The organism is Glutamicibacter arilaitensis (genome assembly GCF_044793945.1).
In the GTDB taxonomy this organism is placed as follows: domain Bacteria; phylum Actinomycetota; class Actinomycetes; order Actinomycetales; family Micrococcaceae; genus Glutamicibacter; species Glutamicibacter arilaitensis_B.
On sequence record NZ_CP084994.1, the window covers coordinates 1,452,529 to 1,474,975 of the forward strand.

General features: G+C 58.9%; 24 protein-coding genes and 2 tRNA genes. 20 read left to right on the forward strand and 6 right to left on the reverse strand.

The genetic code is table 11. The annotated features are described in order from the left end of the window. Nucleotides 1–3: 3 nt before the first annotated feature. Genes grpE through LG294_RS06755 form a run of 6 tightly spaced genes read left to right on the forward strand, consistent with a single transcriptional unit; the run spans nt 4 to nt 5,388 of the window. Complete coding sequence (gene grpE / locus LG294_RS06730; protein ID WP_404290726.1) at nt 4–483, forward strand: nucleotide exchange factor GrpE; 480 nt, start codon at nt 4–6, stop codon at nt 481–483. Further along, complete coding sequence (locus LG294_RS06735) at nt 476–3,223, forward strand: FtsK/SpoIIIE domain-containing protein (protein ID WP_404290728.1); 2,748 nt, start codon at nt 476–478, stop codon at nt 3,221–3,223. Before grpE ends, LG294_RS06735 begins: the two co-directional genes overlap by 8 nt. 2 nt (nt 3,224–3,225) lie before the next feature. Next, nucleotides 3,226–3,837 (forward strand): hypothetical protein, encoded by a 612-nt coding sequence (locus LG294_RS06740; RefSeq protein ID WP_404290730.1) that lies wholly within the window; start codon nt 3,226–3,228, stop codon nt 3,835–3,837. A 24-nt stretch (nt 3,838–3,861) separates the two neighbouring features. After that, complete coding sequence (locus LG294_RS06745; RefSeq protein WP_404290732.1) at nt 3,862–4,122, forward strand: hypothetical protein; 261 nt, start codon at nt 3,862–3,864, stop codon at nt 4,120–4,122. 25 nt (nt 4,123–4,147) lie between these two features. Then, on the forward strand, nt 4,148–5,122 hold the full coding sequence (locus LG294_RS06750; protein ID WP_404290734.1) for a toxin glutamine deamidase domain-containing protein: 975 nt from the start codon (nt 4,148–4,150) through the stop codon (nt 5,120–5,122). Next, the gene (locus tag LG294_RS06755; RefSeq protein WP_404290736.1) at nt 5,119–5,388 is read left to right on the forward strand and encodes a hypothetical protein; all 270 of its coding nucleotides are present in this window, start codon (nt 5,119–5,121) and stop codon (nt 5,386–5,388) included. Before LG294_RS06750 ends, LG294_RS06755 begins: the two co-directional genes overlap by 4 nt. Nucleotides 5,389–5,645: 257 nt before the next feature. On the opposite strand, the gene LG294_RS06760 is transcribed toward LG294_RS06755, so the two are convergent. From LG294_RS06760 to LG294_RS06775, 4 genes are all read right to left on the reverse strand, one after another. After that, on the reverse strand, nt 5,646–6,635 hold the full coding sequence (locus LG294_RS06760; protein WP_404290738.1) for a hypothetical protein: 990 nt from the start codon (nt 6,633–6,635) through the stop codon (nt 5,646–5,648). Beyond that, nucleotides 6,632–7,849 (reverse strand): sensor histidine kinase, encoded by a 1,218-nt coding sequence (locus LG294_RS06765; protein WP_404290740.1) that lies wholly within the window; start codon nt 7,847–7,849, stop codon nt 6,632–6,634. The genes LG294_RS06760 and LG294_RS06765 overlap by 4 nt, the downstream gene beginning before the upstream one ends. Further along, nucleotides 7,833–8,573: a response regulator gene (locus tag LG294_RS06770; RefSeq protein ID WP_404290742.1), complete on the reverse strand. Its 741-nt coding sequence runs from the start codon at nt 8,571–8,573 to the stop codon at nt 7,833–7,835. The genes LG294_RS06765 and LG294_RS06770 overlap by 17 nt, the downstream gene beginning before the upstream one ends. Nucleotides 8,574–9,168: 595 nt before the next feature. Continuing rightward, entirely contained in the window at nt 9,169–9,357 is a 189-nt protein-coding gene (locus LG294_RS06775) for a hypothetical protein (protein WP_404290744.1), read from the reverse strand. Nucleotides 9,358–9,785: 428 nt separating this feature from the next. Between LG294_RS06775 and LG294_RS06780 the strand changes: the two genes are divergently transcribed. The 5 genes from LG294_RS06780 (at nt 9,786) to LG294_RS06800 (ending at nt 12,578) form a co-directional block, all read left to right on the forward strand. Beyond that, nucleotides 9,786–10,769, forward strand: a complete 984-nt coding sequence (locus tag LG294_RS06780; RefSeq protein WP_404290746.1) for a zeta toxin family protein — start codon at nt 9,786–9,788, stop codon at nt 10,767–10,769. Between the two features lie 219 nt (nt 10,770–10,988). Further along, nucleotides 10,989–11,061 (forward strand) — tRNA-Lys (locus LG294_RS06785). A gap of 66 nt (nt 11,062–11,127) precedes the next feature. After that, complete coding sequence (gene bcp / locus LG294_RS06790; protein WP_404290748.1) at nt 11,128–11,622, forward strand: thioredoxin-dependent thiol peroxidase; 495 nt, start codon at nt 11,128–11,130, stop codon at nt 11,620–11,622. Nucleotides 11,623–11,711: 89 nt separating this feature from the next. Beyond that, nucleotides 11,712–11,796: transfer RNA gene (locus LG294_RS06795), tRNA-Leu, on the forward strand. 212 nt (nt 11,797–12,008) lie between these two features. Beyond that, nucleotides 12,009–12,578, forward strand: a complete 570-nt coding sequence (locus LG294_RS06800) for a MarR family winged helix-turn-helix transcriptional regulator (protein WP_404290750.1) — start codon at nt 12,009–12,011, stop codon at nt 12,576–12,578. Nucleotides 12,579–12,582: 4 nt separating this feature from the next. On the opposite strand, the gene LG294_RS06805 is transcribed toward LG294_RS06800, so the two are convergent. Together LG294_RS06805 and LG294_RS06810 are read right to left on the reverse strand one after the other, a co-directional pair. After that, nucleotides 12,583–14,052, reverse strand: a complete 1,470-nt coding sequence (locus LG294_RS06805) for an SDR family oxidoreductase (protein ID WP_404290752.1) — start codon at nt 14,050–14,052, stop codon at nt 12,583–12,585. Beyond that, on the reverse strand, nt 14,049–14,867 hold the full coding sequence (locus LG294_RS06810; RefSeq protein WP_404290754.1) for a tryptophan-rich sensory protein: 819 nt from the start codon (nt 14,865–14,867) through the stop codon (nt 14,049–14,051). The genes LG294_RS06805 and LG294_RS06810 overlap by 4 nt, the downstream gene beginning before the upstream one ends. A gap of 119 nt (nt 14,868–14,986) precedes the next feature. Here LG294_RS06810 and LG294_RS06815 point away from each other — a divergent pair, with 119 nt between their 5' ends. From LG294_RS06815 to LG294_RS06855, 9 genes are all read left to right on the forward strand, one after another. Next, the gene (locus LG294_RS06815) at nt 14,987–15,460 is read left to right on the forward strand and encodes a MarR family winged helix-turn-helix transcriptional regulator (protein ID WP_404290756.1); all 474 of its coding nucleotides are present in this window, start codon (nt 14,987–14,989) and stop codon (nt 15,458–15,460) included. After that, nucleotides 15,457–16,557, forward strand: coding sequence for a polyprenyl synthetase family protein (locus LG294_RS06820; RefSeq protein WP_404290758.1), 1,101 nt, complete (start codon nt 15,457–15,459; stop codon nt 16,555–16,557). Before LG294_RS06815 ends, LG294_RS06820 begins: the two co-directional genes overlap by 4 nt. 3 nt (nt 16,558–16,560) lie before the next feature. Further along, nucleotides 16,561–17,439, forward strand: a complete 879-nt coding sequence (locus LG294_RS06825) for a phytoene/squalene synthase family protein (RefSeq protein WP_404290760.1) — start codon at nt 16,561–16,563, stop codon at nt 17,437–17,439. Then, entirely contained in the window at nt 17,436–19,025 is a 1,590-nt protein-coding gene (gene crtI / locus LG294_RS06830) for a phytoene desaturase family protein (RefSeq protein ID WP_404290762.1), read from the forward strand. Before LG294_RS06825 ends, crtI begins: the two co-directional genes overlap by 4 nt. A 35-nt stretch (nt 19,026–19,060) precedes the next feature. After that, a complete protein-coding gene (locus LG294_RS06835) occupies nt 19,061–19,372 on the forward strand; it encodes a lycopene cyclase domain-containing protein (RefSeq protein WP_404290764.1) in 312 nt (103 codons plus the stop codon). Continuing rightward, nucleotides 19,362–19,697, forward strand: a complete 336-nt coding sequence (locus tag LG294_RS06840) for a lycopene cyclase domain-containing protein (RefSeq protein ID WP_404290766.1) — start codon at nt 19,362–19,364, stop codon at nt 19,695–19,697. The genes LG294_RS06835 and LG294_RS06840 overlap by 11 nt, the downstream gene beginning before the upstream one ends. Then, entirely contained in the window at nt 19,694–20,554 is an 861-nt protein-coding gene (locus tag LG294_RS06845) for a prenyltransferase (protein WP_404290768.1), read from the forward strand. The genes LG294_RS06840 and LG294_RS06845 overlap by 4 nt, the downstream gene beginning before the upstream one ends. 32 nt (nt 20,555–20,586) lie before the next feature. Beyond that, complete coding sequence (idi, locus tag LG294_RS06850) at nt 20,587–21,105, forward strand: isopentenyl-diphosphate Delta-isomerase (protein ID WP_404290770.1); 519 nt, start codon at nt 20,587–20,589, stop codon at nt 21,103–21,105. Nucleotides 21,106–21,238: 133 nt separating this feature from the next. Next, nucleotides 21,239–22,393: a N(5)-(carboxyethyl)ornithine synthase gene (locus LG294_RS06855; protein WP_404290772.1), complete on the forward strand. Its 1,155-nt coding sequence runs from the start codon at nt 21,239–21,241 to the stop codon at nt 22,391–22,393. Nucleotides 22,394–22,447: the final 54 nt, after the last annotated feature.

Consider the following 22,447-nt stretch of genomic DNA (forward strand, 5'->3'; position numbering starts at 1 on the left):
GCTATGAGCGACCAAGATCCAACTATGGTGTCCGAGGCGATTAACGCACTGCGTGAGGAAGTCGAGCAGCTCCGTGATCTGTTCCAGCGGCGACTGCTCGAAGACAAAAGCAAAAAGTCACTGATAGAGGCAGTGCAGGAGCAATCGCGCGCTACCACCGACGTGCTTCGCTATCGCCAGCTCGAGTCGCTGGCGAAAGAAGCTCTATTGGCGGTGGACAGGTTGCGGGCTGAGCCCCCGACGCTGGAGCTGAATGACTCAGTTGCCGAGGAGCTGCTGGAGGTGTTCTTCCGCAGAGACCTGATCGAGGTCGACGATTCTGGAGACTTCGACGCGCGCGTGCACCAGATCATCGGCACGGTAAACGCCAGCGAGCAATTCCCGGTCGACAGCATCGTGTCCGTCGCACGCACGGGCTACTTGCTGGGCGACCGGCTCCTCAGACCTGCGCAGGTAACCGTGGCGGTCCAAGCCGATGGCTAAGCTTGATGCTGCAGCGCAAGCGTTCAGAACTTCGCATGCGAGACTGCTCGGTACCCTCGAAGCAGCCCAATCAACTGCCGGCAACGCACGGGATATTGCCTATCAGGGCGCGCAAGCGGTGCTCGAAAAGCAACAGGCGATCGCCCGAAACCAGGCCGCGCAGGCGGTAACGGAACACAGCCTGCGCGCCCGTGACATTGCCGAGTTCCTCCTTCGAAGCGACGGAGAACCGCTTGACGTTGCTCAGTACATTGGTTTAGGCCACCTTGGCGTTGATGGGTCTTCTTCGGGAGTGAATTCGAAGATCAGCGCCCCGTTCCTGCTACCACTATTCGGGCACGGGAACGTGGGCCTCGAAGCTTCAGCCGAGTGCCGCAGGGACGTGATCGAGAATATTCTCTGGAGAGCGCTCAGCGGCACGGCGCCAGGACAGCTGGACGTTTTCGTCTACGACCCGAACCTTTCATCCGTGATGGCGCCGTTTAGCACGTTGCGCGGCATTTCGGACGAGTCATTGCAGGTGGTGAGCTCAGCCTCTGATTTCGAACGCGAAATCCGCAGGCTATCCGGAGATATTCAGCGGATCAACGAGATGCTGCGCGGAGTTTCGTCCTCGCTGATCGAATTCCGGGCCAAAGCAAGTCATCCGGTTGAACGATTCAAACTGGTGATTCTCATTGACTACCCAGTGGGCATCGAAGAATCGCTGCACCGCCAAGTAATGGCTCTTGCCCAATCAGGCATCACCGCTGGGGTGGCATTCGTGTTTGCCTCTTCACCGGGCAGCGAAGGGAAACCCGATTGGTGGCGTGAAGACTCGCTGAACTCGCTGACAACGAGCATTCGTGAGCAGAACAAGATGCTGCGCTGGACGCGTCACCCAGAATATGAGCTCCAAGTGCCCAAAATGGACTCCGCTGCACTGGTTCGCGAAGTTGATGAGCTGGTCGCGAGTGCAGCTTCAGTCAAAGTTCCCTCGGTAGCCTTCGAACGCGTTGAGCAGCTTGAAAGCAAGTGGACCGAGAGCAGTGCCGAACGACTGCGGTTCTCGATTGGGCTTGCCGGACCAAATATTGCCGACGTCACCCTAGGCGACGAGCGGGACCAACGACACAACATCTTGATCACCGGCGCGGTCGGCCAGGGCAAATCCAATCTTCTCAAGGTGATCATCCACAGCTTGGCGCAGCGGTACTCACCGGATGAGCTGGAATTTTATCTCCTTGATTATAAGGAGGGGGTGACGCTCTATCCGATGGCGCCGACGCCAGGATCTCCCGATTTCCTTCCGCACGCCCGCGTTCTGGGGCTGGAAAGCGACCGCGAGTTCGGGGTAGCGGTGCTCAAGCGCATCGAAGCCGAGTTCGCCCGACGTTCGAGGCTTTTCCGCCCCTTTGGAGACAATATCGCGAAATATCGAGCCGCTGTGCCAGAGGCCGGTATGCCACGAATAGTGGTCATGATCGACGAGTTCCATATGATGTTCGACCCCAATGACAAAACTGCTGAGGAAGCAGCGCAGCTGCTCGAAGGGCTCGCCCGCCGTGGCCGTTCCTACGGTGTCCACCTGATCCTGGCATCTCAGACCATCTCCGGAGTTGCGGCTTTGATGACCCGTGAAGACGGGATTTATGCGCAATTCCCCATTCGTCTCGCGCTGAAGAATTCCGCCCAGGAATCGTTTGCCACGTTGGGTCTAGGCAACGATGGGGCTGCTCGGCTTCGGATGAGGGGCGAAGCGATCCTCAATCTCGACTACGGACTCATCGACTCCAACAGGCAGATTACCGTCGCGGTCGCCCAGGACAGCCAATTAGCAAGTTTGCAGCGCGGCTGGTGGCTGGAAACACGAGCTCGGGTAGAACGTCCGCAGGTATTCGATGGCGGCCGGCGGATCCACATTAGCGACGCAGTAGGCACGCTTCTCAGCATGCGCTCGCGCTTGGCGAAGTCCAGTGGTTCGGCAGTGGCACTGCTCGGCTATCCCATCGCGGTGACCGACCAGCCTCTTGGCATCTCTCTGGCAGCGGAGCCCGGTCGCCACCTCGCCATCCTCGGTGCCGGGGAAGCCAACGGCGTTGAGCAGGAAGTCGAAGCCGCGAACAACGCCATCGGAACTCTCCAGGCCGCCGCGATCTCGTTGGCGCTGCAGCATCCTGCTGGCAATGCCGAGTTCGTGAGCCTGGACCTGCTCGATGAACCGGTATTCGCGCGGAACAACCACGAGCAGTGGCTTTCGCTGATGGAGAGCATCGGCTATCCAGTGCATCGAGTCACGCGTGCAGAGGTGGCGGATTACCTCCAGGAGCTCGTCGCCGAACTCGATTCGAGGGAAGCCGAGTCTGAGCCGAGATACATTCTGGGATTCGGGCTGGACCGTGCCACGGCTCTTGACGTTCCAGACATGTTCGCCCGCAAGCCCTCCGAAGATCTTCAGCAAATTCTGCGAATGGGATCAGCAAAGCACGTTCATCTCCTGGGTTGGTGGGCGAACGCGGCGACCTTCAGCTCACATATCGGATTCGGTGGAGAGGGCTTCATTGATGCCCTGCTCATGCTTCGAATAGACCAAAGCAGCGTGCAAGAATTTCTCGGACCCTTCGTCAACTGGTCGGTGCGGGAGAACCGCGGTTTGCTGACCGATCGCACACAGCTGTCAGAGCCGACGACGGTCATTCCGTTTGTTCCTGTCAGCACGAGGGACGCATCGGTGATCGCCAAGACAGATTGGGAGGTGTAGCCATGGAGAAGTCCACCGCTCAAATAGCTCACCAAAGCTACGACCAGTACGAGCAAGCACTTGGCGCCCTGCTCCGGATCCCATCACGGCTGAACTCGGAATTGGCCACCGCGGCCACCACTGCGGCCGGTGCCAAGCAGGCTGCCGACAGCGTGTTTCAGCAGACCCAAGCGCGATTGGCAGGGCTGGGCCGGAACGCGAACTCACGCTACTCCTTGGCAGTCGAAGCGCTTAAACCGCACAATGTCCTTCTACCGCTCCGGGTCCGTGCGGAAAGCTCGATGAACGGGGATGATGCTGCTGTACGGCTGGCGGTTGCCGAACATGCTTCTACGATTACGGAGATCGATGCCGAAATCAGAAAGGCGATTGCGTCTGCGGCGCAAGACAAGGCCAGCAGCGGAAGCCGCGCCGAGGTTCGCCAGCAGGCCGCGCTCGCGCTGGATCTTCGTCGGGAGCGCATCGGCCAAGAACGAGCTCAGCGCGAAGCGGAGATCAAAGAACTGGCTCTGCGCGTTGGCCTCCGGCGCAAGCGCATCCTGATTTCCGTCTCAGCTGCGGCGGCCGTAGTGGCAGTGGCAGCCATCTCGCTGATTGTCAGCCTCATTAGATGAAATTAGAAACCGAAAGGGGCAGAAATGTCTCAGCTTAATAGCGTGAAGCAGCAACTCACTCGCATTTCCACAGATGCAAAGTCAACCGCAGCAGGGCTCAACGGATTTAAGTCCAAGTTCTCCCAGTCGGTGAGCCTCATTCAGTCCACCATCGGTGGTAGCGCCCAAGGGGTCGACAAGAACATGATCCAGAGCCTCCAGACCGCCGAGAAGCAGCTCGACGCGGCGATCGCAGCCTTGCAGAAGGCCTCCCAGGAGGCTAGCAAGTTCGCGTCCAGGCTCTGAGCCACCTAGCTGCGACCGGATTCTCATGAGCACGTTACAGGATATTTTGGCTGTTCTCGTTGGCGTGAACAAGCAGGTGGCACAGCAATCGGCAGGGTTGGCTCAGCAGGCCCAGCAACTTGGCCGGGCAGCTGCGATCGCGGCGAGTGTAGCCAATGGCTCCGGGGGCCTGGATGGCAAACGGACGGCAGCTGCGCTGCTGCAAGCGCAACGCTCCCTTGAGCAGGCCTCACGGCAGCTTCAGCAGACCGCGTTGGCCGGCAAGGGATTTGTCGCCCACTACGCCGAAGGCGCCATGGCGGATGCTAAGAGTGCATTCGGCGGCGGGACTCAGACACTGGAGCAAAGCCACGAACCGGGTCCGGGAACGGTTCTGGAGCCACGTCCGGTATGGGCAAGCGCTCGCTACATCGCACCAACTGAAGCTCAGCAGTCCGCCTGCACAAAAGCTATAGCGGAGTCCGGTGTGCTGGGGATCGATGGTTGGATCAGCGCAGTGAATCCCAACTATTCAGGTGGCAATGAAATGTGGACGAACAATTGCGGTCCCTGCTCTCGGGCGGTAGCCGACGCTTATCAAGGTGTTGCTACTTTAGGGGCATTTGGCGATAGCGAGATACCACCGGGGGAGTACGGCGAGATGTGGGCGGCTGTAGGTGTACAGCCGACGACGCGCCTGGCAAACTCCGGTCGAGTCAACGATCCCACTTTGTTTTCTGCGGGTGCTTACGCCGCGCTGTATACACAGTTGATGAAAGAGGGCCCTGGCGCGGTGGCCATTATCGGTGTGGATTGGGACGACCCGCGTGTTCCTCAAGGAATGGCTGGCGGGCATTGGTTCAACGCCTATGTCAATGAGAAAGGCGCAGTAGAATGGGCCGACGGCCAGATCGGTGAAGTCGGCGGGTGGCCACCGGGTTACCCGGTTCCCATCTGGACTATGGAAGCGGTCGTGCGGCCTTCTGCCGGACAACCGTGGAAGGCGGTACAACTCTCATGACGGATCAGCGGAATGACGCGGCGATTGCGACTCTGAACGGATGGCTCGCGGAACATGGGGTGCCTGACGCGCACACCACGCCAGAGGACTGGGAGATCAGCCCGTTTCAGGACGCGCTACTGATTGTGCCCGCTAATCAGCGCCGCACCAACCGTGTATATCTCGTGCGGGGCGAAATGGTATCCGCTTTTTCACCTTCAACGACGACTTTTGATGAAGGCTACGCAAGGCTTGGAAATCCTGAGGGACCTATGGCTACGGCCTAATTCACCGATGACCGCAATGCTCACGGATTGTCGCTATGCGCCATTTTCTCAGGATGCAGCCGTTGGGCAACTGGTGCGGTGCGCGCTTCGCACCGGGAGCTATTTTCCAATACCGGAGTTAAGGCAAACCCGGTCGGCTTCAAGAAGCGTCTATCGACCACGGGAGATTGCTACGGGCAACGTCTTATCTTGGCGTTCCGAACAAGACCCCGCAACACAACAATTAGCAAGGGCACCGCACACGACTAGCAGTGGATTCAGCTAGGTATATCGATCTGCTCCGGTATCCCGTCCCCATGAGCCCTTGCGAGGATAGTCACTGCAACTTCTGAATCTTTGGGCAATGCCAACACGGTGAGCATGCGGTAAACCGTTGGTTGGGAGAGCAGCCGCATTAGTTCATGCTCTATAAGTGCCGATAGCTCGGGTTCCAATGGCACTTTGCGGATGTCATTAAACTCTACGCTCAACCCTGCTCGCCTGGCCGAGCGCACCGCTTCGCGAAGAACATCGGTCATGAAGATTCGCGCCTGAATCTCATCGCGCAACTCCAACTCCAGCAGAGCGTACTCTTGGCGTTGAGCGTCGGTTAAATTCTCCGCATGTGCGTCAATGTCCAGAAGCGTCCAGCGAACACGTTCGTCGAGGACTCGGGTCCACTGCTCCTTAACTGTCCGGTAGGCGTACTCGGCGGCCTGTTGTTGGTAAACCGCCCGGCCTTTAGCCTCGGAGACCTGGATCTGCTGACGGTTCCGCTCTATTTGCCACCGAATGACAGCGGCAAAGAATACCCACAATGCAGGGGTCAAGATGCTGCCAAAGATTTCCATAGCGCCGACCTTGTTCAAAGTACCGCCTACGGCTTGAGCAACGGCAAACGCTACTAGGCCCGTCCAAGCCAGGGGAAGCTGACCGCGTAGGGCTAATGCGACCAGGATCATCTCGGTGGCACCGGCATTCCACCAGCCATATCCGGGAAAACCGTCGGGTAGACCGAGATTTACCAATATGGCCATAAGCGTTGTCGCACAAATGACCGCATACGCTTCGGTTCGGTGCAGGTTCAGCGAATCCCGTCGCCCAAAGGCCACGAAAATACTGGCCACGGCGCAAAGGAACAACGCAACGAGGCACGGCCAGAGGAGTTCCAAATTTGGCAGCGAGGCAATGCCCATAATGATGTGAGTGGTGGAAAAAGCTGTGACCAAGACGCGGAAGACGGGGCGGAGAATTTCCAAGTTGGTCATTGGCGTTGATCCTCATAACGGAGGATGACGCTGACCCCACGGTTGGGTGCGCTGCGGAATGCTGCTGTGCAACCAGCGTCGCGGCAGCGCGCAAGGATCGAATCGCGGATCCCTAATCGGTCTGCGTTAACCTTCGCAAAATCAAAACCCGGACCGTCGTCGGTTACCGTGATCTGCACACCATCACTCTGGACTTTGAGCTCCAGGCTACGAGTTGCGCGGGGTGCATGAGATGTACTATTGCGGACTGCTTCAAGGGCGGCACCGGCCAGAGCCTCATAGCTGGCTTGTGGAAGCTTTAGAGTTGATCCTTTGACACCGAGGGCAGTTGGAACGACCTGATAGGCACCAGCTTTTGCGGTCAGTTCGGCGAACAAGTCCGCTGGGGTGAACCAATAATTCTGCAGATTTCTGTCGAATGTGGCGTTCAATTCTGCAAGAGATAAATGCACGCGCTGGCGCAGCTGATCTGCGTTTAGCCCGTTAAATTCTACGGACGCCAGGCGCAGGGCGCTGAGCACCTGATCATGGATGAGCCGATCGACTTTGTTGCGTTCTTCGTCCGCCGCCCGTTGCACAGCAGCGGAACGGTACTGAATCATCAGCTGATCATGAGCATCATCCGTTCGCGCGGCGCTGCGTCGCAGGGCAAGGAAGGGTTCACAGACTACAAATGCCAATGTAAGAGCCAGAAGCGAGTCTTGGACGGACTGACTCCAAGGCCTGAGATGCCCCGCAGGCATAAGGGGCACTAGCAGTAAAAGCAAAGCAGTGATGGCCCCGTGCACATAGGTCCAGCGACCGCGTAAGGAGGCCGCAGCCACTCCGATGCCAGAACCCGAGAAGCCCCAAGCCCAGGTGGGAGGTTCACCGAGATTCTCGATGCCTAGCCAACCCATATTCCAGGCCACAAGGGTGAACGGGAACAGGATGCTGGCAGATAAGGCAAGTGCCTTGCCGAGCCGGAGATCCACGAATGAGAACAAGATTGCGCTACACACCAAGAGCGGCAGGAGCACGAGGCACAAGGTAAATAAGGAGAGGGGTTGCTCGGACATCAGGGGTAGTGCATCGGGCATTGCCAGTCCGAGGACAGCGAATCCGTAACCGCCGCCGAGGGCCAGCAGAATCCTGTCGATGCCTTCTGTCGCTTTGTGGGTTTGATAGTGGGTTGAGGCTGAATTCATTGTCTCGCGGCTAGTTCTGTTCGCCATCGATGACATTGTAGGCATCATCCTCTAGGGACTTGAGGAACAGCTCGTAGGTAAGCAAGCCATCTTCGTAGGCGCGTTTGCGGATGTTGGCAAAACCTTCTACATCTCGGCCAACGTTGAGGTATTTATCGCGGATTCGAGCCAAATTAGTTTTGACGGTGCCATGAAGTAACGGGGGATCGAGTCGTTTGCCAGTTTCAATCATGGAATAGCCCAGGCTGTACAACGCTAGGGTTTCTTTTTGCCGTCGGGAAAGTTTGGCATCAGGGTAATCAGCGCTTGATTTGATGGCCAGCGCAAAGGCTTTGGTGTAAATGATTCGTCCTTTGATGACCTCAAAAATATCTGCAATCAAATCATCAGTGCTGCGCTGTTTGTGCACGACTCCCGAGGCTCCTGCGCTATAGGCCTGGCGGGTGGTTTCGTGGCTTGGCATATTACTGATTACTAGCACCGGAATATCCCGTTCGCGAATCGCCTGAACGTTATCGCCCACGTTCGAATCATCCTTCAGCATGAGATCCAGCAGCACGATGTGCGGTTTGGGAAGTCGAGGCTCATGCTTATCGAATACGGTAAAAAGACTCTGAACCGTCGGTCCATAGACCACCATGAGCTTGTAACCGTCCGGGCTCCTACGCCATAGCTCTTGCTGAAGTCCGATACGTGTAAAGCGTTCGTCGTCAACCACGCCTATGATGATTCTGTTGTATTCATCTGGCACGATTGGGGTTCCTTCATCTGTCTTGATAATGCCGGCATGCAATATTTATTTTCGACATCTTAGAGTCGCTTAACCCATCTAAAGAATTGATTATATTTCCCTGGCATTCGAATCCAAAAAATTACGAGTAATGATAATAAGGTGAATTATTGCGCAAAAACTATTTGCGATCTAAATCAATTGGAATAGTCCTCTGACAAGCAATATTCAAAGATTTAACGTTGCAGTCGAAAAGCGTGGTCAACCGGTACGGTCGGCACTCCGTCCAAAATGCTAAGCCAGAAGTTTCGCTGGAGTCCTAAGGGCCAGCAATCCAGAATTGCTCAAAACTCTGTGGTCGATCTCGATTCGGGGAGTTCCAATGTAGGTTTGTGATCACTCATGGTGGTATCAAGCTCCGCGCCGCTGGCGTAATAACGTTCTTTCCCCTGACAAGAAAAGCAACGACGCAGCAAGCTTGCCTCAAGCTGACAACTTGCTCTTGCGCCAGAGCTGTAGGACCTGATCGATTTGTTCTTCCATCTGGATCGAAGTGGTTTGCTCATGAGCCCGGGCGACATGGTTCCGTCTGCGAATAGATCAGCGTCCAAGGTGGTTAATCCCCAAATTCTATGGCCTTCATTGCATTGATGATCCAAGCTTTGTCCAGTGGTTCACCATTCGTGGTGGTCGCGGGTTTCCAATATTTCTCCTCGTTGATCCGCAGATCAGGTCTTCCGGTGACCATCGCCAACGAGTATGGGGTGGGGAGCTGCATTCCAGAGAATGGAGATTGTTGCAACAATTTCGGCCCTCCTCGATGCTGTTGGTCCGGGTCTACTTACCGAGCATGTTTGTCTCCTCCTCTTAGAAATTGCCAGGCCGCTGAGCGAGAGTAGGGGGAGAGCTTGGTTGGCGAATGCGTTGAAGACGTGTTTTTCATGGCTGGCCTATGGCCGGGAATTCCTGGCGCCAGCCTAGAATTTCGCATGCAGGGCACGTGGCGTCGGGGCGAATCCATAGACGGATGCATTGGGATTCATTTGGAACTGCCCCATGGATCGGTTTATCGTCGCTTTGGAGGCGACCGGACCGAATGGTTCTGGTTTGTTAGCGGGAGCGACAGGTTCTAGTCTCTGATCTGCGGGAATTGCCAGCCGGAGCCAATACATTGGTCTTTGGAACATAAAAATTCTCGACTCAGTTGTTTGTTGCACTGAGCGGGATAACTTCTTGACGCAGACGGAGGGTTTCACGTTGGCTGACAGCGCGAAAATTGAACAACACCGGCAAACGGTCAGCGATCTCTCCAAGCCCGGTGAAGCGCTGGCCAAAGATTCTGCCAACGTGACAGTGCGAAACCCATCGTGGTTCACCGAGGTGGAACCGGGTAGTTGGGTGGCTACTGCTGAACGGCAGCGATTGCATGATCGGCTGAAGAGCGAATTCTTGACCGCAGTTCCTTTGGTCCGCGCCGATCGGCGCGCCTTGATTCTGGCCGGGCCTCCCGGGGCGGGCAAGAGCACGCTTCTCGGCCAGGTGCTGGAAGGGAAGCTGGAGCACTATGTGGTCATTGACGCGGATGAGTTCAAAGAGTCACTACTGCGGGAAGCCCAAGACGACGGAAGCTACGAAGCCTGGATCAAGCCGCGAACCGTGAAGGATCTTGAGGCCCGAGGCGAAGAATTTTTCCCCATGGATCTGGCAACGCTGGTGCATGAGGAATCATCGATACTCGCGGCGCAGCTGCGCAGCGACTGCATTGCATTGGGATACAACCTTGTTGTCGACAAGGTGCTCTCATCGGTCAAGCCGGCACAGCAGCTAATGCGCGAATTGGATGCCGCCCGCTTCAGCGTCCAGATTATCGAGGCGCACGTGCCCTATGAGGTTTCCAAGCAGCGCATAACCGAGCGTTGGGAGCAGTCCCACGAGGCCTCGCTGGATGGCGAAGACGATCTAGGCGCCCGCTGGGTTCCTTACGAGTTTGCCCGCGAGGTGTTCCAAGGCCCTGAAGGTAAATCGAAGCCGGAGGCAGTGGCTGAGCAGCTTGCCAATGAATGCCCAGCGGTGCGTCGTTATCGCGTCTACAGAACTACCGACGAGCAGATGGATGGTTCTCAGGGCTACGGGCAATTGCGAAGTGACTTCCGTCGAGCCGAACGGGGTGCGCCATTGGTCGAATCTGAGGTCGCCGGTCAGGCTGAGCGGCGCTGACGGTTTGTTGTTTCAGGCGAATGTGGCTCAAACCACGCATGAATCTTTGCCTAATTTTCCACGAAGAAACTTCGAAAGTGTCTAAAGTTTCACTCTGACTAGGTCTTATGTGCGTTTTGCAGGTGAGGGTGGCCGATTTTCCTTTTTGGGTGGGTTCTGCCTATGATTATCTACGTCGCAAAGACATGAACCGGAAACGGACTAGTCAGAGCGAAGTAAGCGCCTCTAGCTCAATTGGCAGAGCAACTGACTCTTAATCAGTAGGTTTCGGGTTCAAGTCCCGAGGGGCGCACAATTAGATCCGACCTGAACTATCAGGTCGGATCTTTTGTATATCCACGGAAAAGGGGTTCTACCGATGAGCAACGAAGCCACTACGCCTACTCGCCTAGCTGTGGGGGATCAGGCGCCAGACTTCACGTTGAGCGACGCCGAAGGCAATGAAGTTACCTTGTCCAGCTTCCGCGGCAAAAAGGCCATCGTGTACTTCTACCCTGCGGCGTCCACTCCGGGCTGCACCAAGCAGGCCTGCGATTTCCGCGACTCGATCCAGTCACTGAAGGCTCTGGGCTACGAGGTTCTGGGGATCTCCCCGGACGGCGTGACCAAGCTGGCGAAGTTTGCCGCGAAGGAAGAGCTCAATTTCCCTCTGCTGGCCGACGAGGACCATGCGGTCGCCGAAGCCTATGGCGCCTGGGGTGAAAAGAAGAACTATGGCCGCACCTACGAGGGGCTGATCCGCTCGACCATTGTGGTTGATGAACAGGGTCTCGTTTCCTTGGCCCAGTACAACGTACGTGCCACCGGTCACGTTGCCAAGCTGCGCCGTGACTTGGGGATTGACGCAAAGTAAGGCCATGGTTCGCCGATTTTATATCTGCGAATTATTCCGCTAGACTAGTTGAGGTCGAGTTACCGGGCTTCAAGCCAGGTGTAGCGCGAGCGAGTATGGCGGAATTGGTAGACGCGCTGGATTTAGGTTCCAGTGTCTTCGGACGTGAGAGTTCAAGTCTCTCTACTCGCACCATTGAAACAAAACCTCCCGAACGAGTAAAGTTCGGGAGGTTTTGTGCATTCTGCGGAGTGCTCGCTGGCGCCGAGCACCGAGCGCATTCGCAGTTCAGCGGGCGTGAAGTGCAGAAGCTCAGGTCCTGCTGTTGCCGCAGGCTGTGAGAGTAAGCTTTGCAAGAGGGTTCCCGTCATTGGGAATGCTGAAGGTAATTATTCAAGGGGTGGAATGTGGAGCGCGAGAAGCTGCCCACGATGTATAGCTTGGCGCAATCGGATCCGGAGCAAGCACTCATACCCCGCGCAGATATTCCTCCAGAGGACCTGGCTCAGATTGAGCGCATCATGGCCGAAATGGGACGTCTGCGCGCAGTGGAGCGACGGATCATGCACAGCGCGCAGAACTTCATGAAGCTCAACGAAACCGATATGCGCGCTATCCGCCAGCTCATTTCCGCGAAGCATTCCGGGCAAGCGGTGACGCCGGGCATGCTTGCCCGCCATCTGGGGGTTACCACCGCTTCGGTGACCAAGATGATCGACCGGCTCGTGGCTGGCGGGCATGTGGTGCGCAAAGCCCATCCCACCGATCGGCGCTCCCAGCAGGTGGAAGTCAGCGAAGACACGCACCTGGCCGCTCGCGAGCAGCTAGGGCGCCACCATGCCAAGAAATTCGACGTGGCCCTGGGATTGAGCGCCGAGGAACGTGATGTGGTGATCCGCTTCCTCGCTGGTACCTCCGAGGCCCTGCAGGACAGCCTGTATGGACCTGATCCCGGGGCAACCGAGGCCAGCGAGTAGCTTCCTAGACCGGTGTTCTCTCGTTTTCGGCTCGCGAAATGATGCTGCGCAGCATCGAGGAGAAGATCAGTCCGTGGAATGGGTACACGGACCACCAGTAGAGCCGTCCGCTCAAACCGTGAGGGAAGAAGATCGCCCGTTGGGTCAGCCGGGTTTTTCCTTTGCCCTCGGCGCTGAGCCGGAATTCAAGCCAGGCGCGTCCGGGAACGCGCATTTCCGCGCGCAGACGCAGCAGCTGGTCCGGTTCCAAGGCTTCGACCCGCCACCAATCAACCACGTCGCCTAAGGCAAGCTTCTCGCGTTGCCGCCGCCCGCGGCGCAGGCCCACCCCTCCGGCGAGCTTGTCCATCAGCCCGCGTACCTTCCAGAGCAGCGGGAATGAGAAGTACCCGGATTCACCACCGATGCGGCCAAGCACCGTGAACAGCTGATGGGCGTTTGCGGAGCTGTCTTGGGTTCGCTCGTCGACGTAGACTCGATGCCCGGCCCAGTCGGGGTCCGAAGGCAGCGGATCCGCAGGAGCCGAAACGGGGTGCGCCGTAGCCCAATTGGTCTCCACCGAATCGGTGCGGATCTTTTCCAGGGCCAGCGCGACCGCGCGCGGATAATCCGTCAGCCCGCCCGCAGGGCGTTCTATCAGCTCGTCGATTGCCCGGTTTTGGATCACGCAATCGTGCTGCAGCGAATCAACGAGCGCGCCCGCGAGGGTATGCGGCAGCGGGGTGACCAGATTTACCCAATGCGAGGCCAGTCTTGGGGTCAGTAGGGGGAGCGGGATCACCCAAGGTTTGCGCAGTCCCGCCTGCGCGGCGTAGCTGCGCATGAGTTCGGCATAGCTGTAGGCCTTCGGGCCGCCTATGTCATAGGTCCCGGATTCTCCGGCGGGTAGTTCTGCGCAGCGCGCCAAATAATGCAGGGCATCGCGTACCGCAATGGGCTGGACTTTGTTCAGAACCCAGCGTGGCGCGGGCATCACCGGCAGCACATCGCTCAGGTGCCGGATCATTTCAAAGCTGGCGGATCCCGAACCGATGACGAGCCCGGCTTGCAGGGTAAGCAAAGGCACCGGGCCGGATCCGAGGATCTGCCCGACTTTGACTCGCGAGGCCAGATGATCGCTGAGCTGGCCTTCGGGGTGCAATCCGGAGAGGTAGATCAGCTGACCCACGGATTCTTCGGTTGCCGCCTGGAGCACACTCCGGGCGCAGCGTTCCTCGGCATCCATGAAATTTTTGGTGCTGGACATCGAATGCACCAGGTAATAGAGAACGTCGGCTCCGGCGCAGAGCCTCCGTACCGCGGAGCTGTCCTCCAGCGTTCCGGTGATGATTTGAACCTGATCACGCCAGGGGACATCGCGCAGGCGATCGGCGCTGCGCGTGAGCACTCGTACCTGGTGCCCGCGTTCGAGCAGCAAAGGAACCAGGCGTCCGCCGATATATCCGGTCGCACCGGTTACCGCAATGGTGCTCATGACTGCTTCAACTCAGCTCGGGCGCGCAAGCGCAGTGCTGCTGCGCCCGCGCAGACCAGCAGCAAGGCCGCTGCGGCCAGCGCGCCGTAGCCGACGAGTTGGGACTCGTTAGTGCCGGTGAGCCGGCTATGACCGATCCAGGCAATGCCCCAAACCATGGCCAGCGCCGTGTAGAGCTTGCCCGCGCAGTACCAGCTGACCGCCACTCCGATGAGAACCGCCACTACCAGCAAAGCCAGCGCCGCAAAGGGTGCCCACGAGGCGTTTTCTCCCACGCCCCAGGAGGAGAGCAGCGCCGAGACGTTGGCAATGCTTGCCACATTGACCCAGCCCAGATAGACGCCGAAGGTCAGCCACATGATCCAGTGTTCGGCGCGCGAGCTGCTGCCGTATCTCACCAGCCGCACCAGGGTCCAGATCAAGACCAGCAGCAGCGCAAAAATCACCACGGCGCTCAGCGCCAGCAAGTCTAATTGCACCACGGCGATCCAAGCTGCGTTCAGCAGTGCGGAGGCCGCAACCGGCAGGCGCAGGGCGCGCAGTGTCGCCGAGCGCCGTCCCAGCGGCAAAGCCTGGAAGACGGCGAAGACCGCAAGCCCCAGATAGATGAAGCTCCAGATCGAGAATGCCGGTCCGGATGGGGCCAGCAAGGTCGAATCGGCGCTGAGGTAGCCGCCGGCCGCATCTTGAATGGAGGTGCCGCCCAGCGCGCCGCTGCCGATGAACGCCGCGGTGATCGCCGCGCCTAAGGCCGCGATTTCCAGGATCACCGTGGGCCAGGAGGCCATCGATGAGCCGCGTTGTGTTTCTTTCATGATCCGCTCCTCGCGGTTGGTGGGGCAAAAGATCTTGATGCTTAAGTCGACAAATGAAGATACTTAAACCATGATGTATCTAGAGAGGCTAATAATCAACCTAGCGAGAGAAGTTCTTCATGGCAACCACTGCGGGCATCAGGTACTCCCAAGTGCTGCGTCTCATGCGCCAATTCCAGCAGGCCTACGCGGCTGCCGAGGATGAATACCGCAGGGAACTAGGCCTGAACGACACGGATCTGCGGGCGTTGAACGCGCTGGGAGTTAATAACCAGCTCAGCCCCGGACAGCTTGGCGACAGGCTTTCAATCTCCACCGCGGGAATCACTTCGGTGCTGGACCGGCTGGCGGAGCATGGCTACATCCGCCGCGAGGACCACCCCCAAGACCGACGCAAGAAGATGATCATGCATGGAGAGAACTTCCCCGGGCTTCCCCAGCAAGCAGCAGGCAGGCTGCGCGGAATCTACCGGGCCTTCCGTGAATTAGATGAACAGCAACAGCACACGGTGCTTGGCTTCCTGCATGATGCCTGCCAAGCGTTGGAACCGGAACACGAAAACGAAACCCACCTTTGGAGCAAAGGGACATGACCATCCACGCCACCTCACACACGGCACCATCCAGCCAAGAGCCTGCGCTGCCAGGCTTTGCGGACGCCCGGACGCTGGCCGAAATCCGCCGGCACCTGGAATCCATTCTCAGCCAGGCCAAGGGGCGCGCGGAAAACTATTCCCCGCACACCGCCCTGCTCTGGGACCAGATCTCGCACAGCATGGAACATGGAAAACTCACCCGGCCTGCCCTGGTATTCCTCGGCTACCAGGCATTCGCAGGTCGTTCCCCGGGCCGCGCCATGGATCTTGCCTGCGCCTTTGAGCTGCTGCATACCGCGCTGCTGATGCATGATGACGTCATTGACCGGGACTACATGCGCCGTGGCCAGCCCACGCTTTCCGCGCACTACCGCGATCAGGCACTCGCCGCCGGACGCGGCGCGGCGGACGCCGAGCACCTCGGAAACAGCGCCGCGGTCATCGCCGGGGACCTGCTGCTGGCCGAAGCAATCAAGCTGGCGGCCCGCTCCGCGCACGGACTGGACTGCGAGGGCGCCGTAGAGGACGCCTTCCACCAGGCCATCGTGCAAGCCGGAGCCGGTGAGCTCGAAGACCTGCTCTACTCGCTGCTCGAAGAACCGGCCACCACCGGCGAGGTATTGCGCATGGAAGAGCTCAAGACCGCCGCCTACTCCTTCCAGCTGCCGTTGCAGGCCGGGGCACTGCTTGCCGGCGCCAGCGCGCAGCAAGCCCAGCGGCTAGGCTCGGTGGGCTGCCAACTGGGCATCGCCTACCAGGTGATTGACGACGTGCTGGGGACCTTCGGGGAACCGGAAGACACCGGAAAGCCGAACGATTCGGATTTGCGCGAAGCCAAAAGCACCATCTTGATCTCGCTGGCCAGCGAACAGGAAGGATTCAGTTCGCTGCTCGCCTCCTACCGCACCGGCAACAGCGACCTGCAGGCCCTGCGCCATGCGCTGGAAGAATCCGGGGCCGAGCAATTTGCCCGCAAACTCGCCAACGAGCTATGCGCCTCCGCCACCCGTTCGGCCACCTTCCTGCGCTTGCCTGCCGCCGCGCAGCGCATGCTGCACGAATGCACCACCCTGATTCTCGGACGGAGCAGCTGAGCCGTGGAACTGACAGATCTTGAGCGTTACGGCGACACCGCCCAGCGCAGCGCCCGCGTGGTGATCGGCTCCTACTCGACCTCCTTCTCGCTCGCCTGCAAGATGCTGGACCGTGCCACGTCCAGGCATATCGCCAACATCTACGCCCTGGTGCGGTTGGCAGATGAGGTAGTTGACGGGGTAGCCCGCGAAGCCGGACTGGACGCGGGGCAAGTCGCCGCCGCACTGGATGCACTCGAAGCGGAAACCGAGCAGGGAATGCAAAGTGGATACAGCACCAACCTCTTGGTGCACGCGTTCTCCGCCACTGCCCGGTCCACCGGCATCGGCACCGAGCTGACCCGCCCTTTCTTCTCCTCCATGCGCGCGGATCTGCTGCGCAGCGAGCACGACGCCAGCTCCCTGGAAGAATACATCTATGGCTCGGCCGAGGTGGTGGGGCTGATGTGCCTGCAGGTCTTCCGTGCCATGCCCGGAAGCCAGCAAAGCCATTCGCCCCAGGCTGCCGCCGCCGCCCGGAGCCTGGGTTCGGCCTTCCAAAAGGTGAACTTCCTACGCGATCTGGCCGCGGACAGCGAGCAACTGGGACGCAACTACTTCCCAGGCAAAGCGGCGCAGGGATTTTCCGAAGCACAGAAATCCGCGCTGGTGGCCGAGATCCAAGCCGACCTTGCGGTCGCCGAAAGCGGCATAGCGCTGCTTCCACCTGGCGCGGCGCGCGCGGTGCGCATGGCCCACGATTTATTCGCGGAACTGAACCGGCAGCTTGCACGCACCGCTGCCAGCGAGCTGCTGACCCGGCGAATCTCCGTCTCCACCCCGCGCAAAGCCTTGATCGCGGTCAAAACCGTGCTCGGCACTACTTCTTGGAGCAGCAAATGAAATCCTCTTCCTCCCGCGTCGTGGTGATCGGCGCCGGGTTCTCCGGGCTGGCCAGCGCCGGACTGCTTGCCGCCAGCGGGCACCAGGTGACCTTGCTCGAACAGCACCCCACCCTGGGCGGTCGTTCCGGACGCATCCACCGCGGCGGGTTCCGCTTTGATACCGGCCCTTCGTGGTACCTCATGCCCGAGGTCTTTGACCATTGGTTCACCTTGATGGGCTCCAGCATCGAGCGGCATCTGGAGCTGCGTGAGCTGCCGGTGGGCTACCGGACCTTCTTCGAAGACGGTGCCGAGCCGGTGGATGTGGGAACCGGCGAAGCGGTCAGAGAACTGTTTGAAGAACTGGAGCCCGGATCCGCTGGGACGCTGGATAAGTACTTGGCTCAGGCCGGTACCAGCTACGAGCTGGCACTCAAGCATTTCCTCTATGACGACTTCAGTTCTTTGAAGGGATTGCTCAATCCTGCGCTGGCACGCCATGCTCGGACCCTTGCGCCGCTGCTGGCCACCGACCTGCAAAGCTACATATCCAAGAGATTCAGCAATCGGCAGTTGCAGCAGATCCTCGGCTACCCTGCAGTATTCCTTGGATCCAGCCCGCGGCGTACTCCGGCGCTGTACCAGCTGATGAGCCACTTGGATTTGGTGGACGGAGTGAAGTACCCGATGGGTGGTTTCGCCGCGCTCGCGGACGCCATGGGGGAGCTGGTGGCCTCCCGGGGTGCCACCATGCACCTCGGTGCAACGGCGACAAAGATCGAAACCGGGAATCGGCCCGGCCCTGCAGTGGAAGCCGTACGCTGGGTGGGACCAGATGGGAAAGTGCATCGCACCGAAGCGGACTTTGTCATCGGCGCCGCGGACCTGCATCATCTGGAAGGCGAGCTGCTGGACCCGGAATTGCACAGTCACCCGGCGAAAAGCTGGAAGTCCAAGGACCCGGGCCCCAGCGCGGTGCTGCTCTGCCTGGGAATTTCCGGCCAGCTCCCAGAGCTGGAGCACCACAATCTGTTCTTCACCAGTGATTGGGATGACAATTTTTCCCGGATCCACCAGGGACGCGAGCTCGCGGAGCAGACGAGCATCTACGTCTGCAAACCGAGTGCCACGGATCCTGGCGTAGCCCCGGAAGATCATGAAAATCTCTTCATCCTCATTCCCGCGCCGGCGCTGCCAGAATGGGGCAGCGGGGGAGCGGATGGGCAAGGGGATTCCATGGTGGAGCGGGTCGCGGATGCAGCCATTGACCAGCTGGCCGCGTGGGCCCGGATTCCGGACCTGCGCGAGCGAGTGGTGGTGCGCCAGAGCATCGGACCGGCAGATTTCCAATCACAGTATGGCGCCTTCCGCGGTTCGGCTCTCGGGCTGGCCCACACGCTGGGGCAAAGCGCAATGCTCCGCCCGGGAAACCGCAGCAGCAAGGTGGCCGGACTCTTCTTCGCAGGTAGTTCGGTGCGCCCGGGGATCGGTGTGCCGATGTGCCTGATCAGCGGGGAGCTCGCCGCAAAGGCGGTGAACGGCATCAGTACGCCGGGCGCAATCAACGAGGCCCAGTGGGAACAGCTCTGCGGTGTCAGCCAATGACCTATCTATTGATCTTGCTGGGTCTCATAGTTTGCATGGGACTTGTTGATGCACGTTTCAAGCTCTTTGTCTTCGACAAGCCTCTGGCTGCGCTGGCTTGCCTGGGACTGGGTACGGCGTTCTTCCTGGTTTGGGATGTGATCGCCATTGCCCAAGGCATTTTCCTGCATCTGGATTCGGGGCTGATGACCGGGCTGATGGTGGCCGAGCAGTTGCCGCTCGAAGAGGTGTTTTTCCTGTTCTTCCTGTGCTATTCGACAATGATCGTGGTCAACGGCATATCGCTGCTGCGCCGATCGGTCAGTGCTTTGCGGCCAACCCGGGAAGGGGCGAACGATGTTTCTTGAATTAGGTTTTTGGTTCGTGGCCATCGCGGCGCTGGCCCTAATTGCGGCTATTTTGCTGCGAAAAATCAGGCTCGCGACGGCGCTTCCGGCCTTGGGGTTGGGGCTGCTGGTCATGATGGTGCTCACCGCCATCTTCGACAACGTGATGATTGCCGCGGGTTTGTTCGACTATGGCGAGCAGACACTGCTGGGACTGCGCATCGGGCGCGCCCCACTGGAAGACTTCCTCTACCCGTTGTGCTCGGTGCTGCTGATGCCCGCACTGTGGTGGCTTTTTGGCGGAAAACAGATAGAGAAGGTAAATATGAAACGGGGCAGTAAATGATCCGGGCAATCCTGACCACCTCCCGCCCCATTTCCTGGGTGAATACCGCCTACCCGTTTGCAGCTGCTTATCTGATTGCCGGGCAGCGTATTGACTGGCTGCTGGTCGTGGGTACGATCTTCTTCCTGTTTCCGTACAACTTGTTGATGTACGGGGTCAACGACGTCTTCGACTACGAGTCAGACCTGCGCAATCCGCGCAAGGGCGGGGTCGAGGGAGCGGTGCTGTCCAAAGATGCGCACCGCACGATCCTCTCTGCGTGCTTAGGTTTGTCGATTCCCTTCATCGCGGTTTTGCTATTGGCTGGCACCGTCCTGTCCAACACGGTGTTGGCGCTCAGCGTGGCGGCGGTGCTGGCCTACAGCGCACCGCGCTTGCGTTTCAAGGAACGTCCGGGGCTGGATTCGCTGACTAGTGCGGTGCATTTTGTCTCCCCGGCGGTCTACGGCTGGGTACTGGCTGGAAGCGGCTTGTCGATCACCCAATGGTGCGTTTTTGGCGCCTTCTTGCTCTGGGGGATGGCAAGCCACGCGCTGGGGGCCATCCAAGACATCATCCCGGATCGCGCCGGGGGACTGGGCTCAATTGCCACGGTGCTTGGGGCACGGGTCACGCTGTATCTGGTGTTATTCGCCTATCTGCTGGCCGGGGCAGTATTGCTGTGGGGCCTGTCGTGGCCTGCGTCCGCTGCGGCGCTGCTGGTAGTTCCATATGTGCTCAACGTGGTGCCGCATCTGCGTGTGAGCGATGAAAGTTCCGGGTCGGTGCACAGTGCGTGGAAGAGATTTCTGTGGATCAATTACCTCTGCGGCTTTCTGCTCACTATGCTGATTATTTACACCACCATCTCCGCTTAGCCGAGTAGGCAGACAAGGAAGTACAAAATTCTATGGACGTCATCTTGCTTTCCGAGGATGGCGAACCAATCGGTTCGTGCCCGAAGGACTTAGTCCATACGGAAAATACGCCGTTGCACCAAGCCTTCTCCTGCTACCTGTTCAACGAGCAAGGCCAGCTTCTGGTGACCCGCCGTGCGCTGTCGAAGCTGACCTGGCCCGGTGTCTGGACCAACTCCTTCTGTGGCCACCCGGTGCCAGGTGAAGAACTGGCCGACGCGGTGCGCCGGCATGCCGCGCATGAGCTCGGTGCGCAAATCAACGAACCCAAAATGGTTCTAGCCGATTTCAGCTACCGCGCTGTGGACGCCAGCGGCATCGTGGAGAATGAACGCTGCCCGGTATTCATCGCCACACTGGATAATGAGCTGATTCCCAACCCGGATGAGGTCATGGATTATCAGTGGGTCGAGGTAGCCAAATTGGAAGCCGCGGTGCGCGAAACCCCGTGGGCATTTAGCCCGTGGATGGGTTGGCAGCTGGCCGAATTCTCTCCGCAGGCCGATCTCTGAAATCTCCCGTTTTCTTGCGTTCCGTGCATCTCCTTGACCACGCTGTAAATGGGGCGTTTGGTACGGCACTGTACCGTGGGTTGTATGGGGCGGTCCGTTGTGGCCTGTCCCACACAGAAAGAGTAAACGACGCATGGATTCGACAAAAGGCCTTTCACTAGGAGTCATCGCAACTTCGCAGAAGACGGACGAACGGCGTTTGCCGATCCACCCACTGCACTTTGAGCGGATCGATGAGAGCTTCCGCAAGCGGATGATGGTCGAGACCGGCTATGGCCTACCGTGTGGCATTGATGATGAGAAACTCGCAGAGCTGGTCGGCAGAATCGCCCCGCGAAGCGAGATCATGAAATCCGCAGATATTCTCTTATTGCCTAAACCGCAGCACGCAGATCTCGAAGAAATGCGCGTTGGGCAAACGCTCTGGGGCTGGCCGCACTGCGTCCAGGACGAGACGCTCACCCAGCTGGCGGTGGATAAGAAACTGACGCTCATCGCCTTCGAAGCGATGAACCACTGGGGCACGGACGGAAGCTTCGGGCTGCACGTGTTCCACAAGAACAACGAGATTGCAGGCTACGCCTCGGTGTTGCACGCAATGCAACTGTGCGGTGTCACCGGTGACTACGGACGCCGGCTCTCGGCGGTGGTCATCGGCTTCGGCGCTACCGCCCGTGGAGCGGTCACCGCATTGCGCGCCCACGGCATCAACGAGATCCAGGTGCTCACCTCCCGTTCCGTGGCGGCCGTAGCCTCGCCGATTCACGCGGTAACTATGGTGCAGTTCGAACATGAGAGCGGACCGCACCTGAGCGAAGTCATCACCGACGACGGCAAGGTTCCTTTGGCCCCCTTCCTCGCCGAGAGCGACATTGTGGTCAATTGCACCCTGCAGGATCCCAATGCCCCATTGATGTATCTGAGCACCGAACAGCTAGGGGCCTTCTCTCCTGGAAGCATCATCGTTGATGTTTCCTGCGATGAAGGCATGGGATTCGAGTGGGCTAAACCGACCACCTTTGCCGATCCGATGTTCAAGGTGGGCCCGAACGTCAACTACTACGCGGTTGATCATTCACCTTCTTATCTGTGGAATTCGGCCAGCTGGGAAATCAGTTTGGGACTGCTTCCATTCCTTGAAGAGGTTATGGGCGGCCCGGAGGCGTGGAAGGAAAATAAGACCCTCGCACGCGCTATCGAGATCCAGGATGGTGTGGTCAAGAATCCGGCCATCTTGGAGTTCCAGAAGCGCGAGGCCCAGTATCCGCACGAGCTTTCGCGGAGCTGATAATCATCTTCGTTGGCTGCCTCGGTGATGCCTGAGGTTTCCACCGGATTTCCT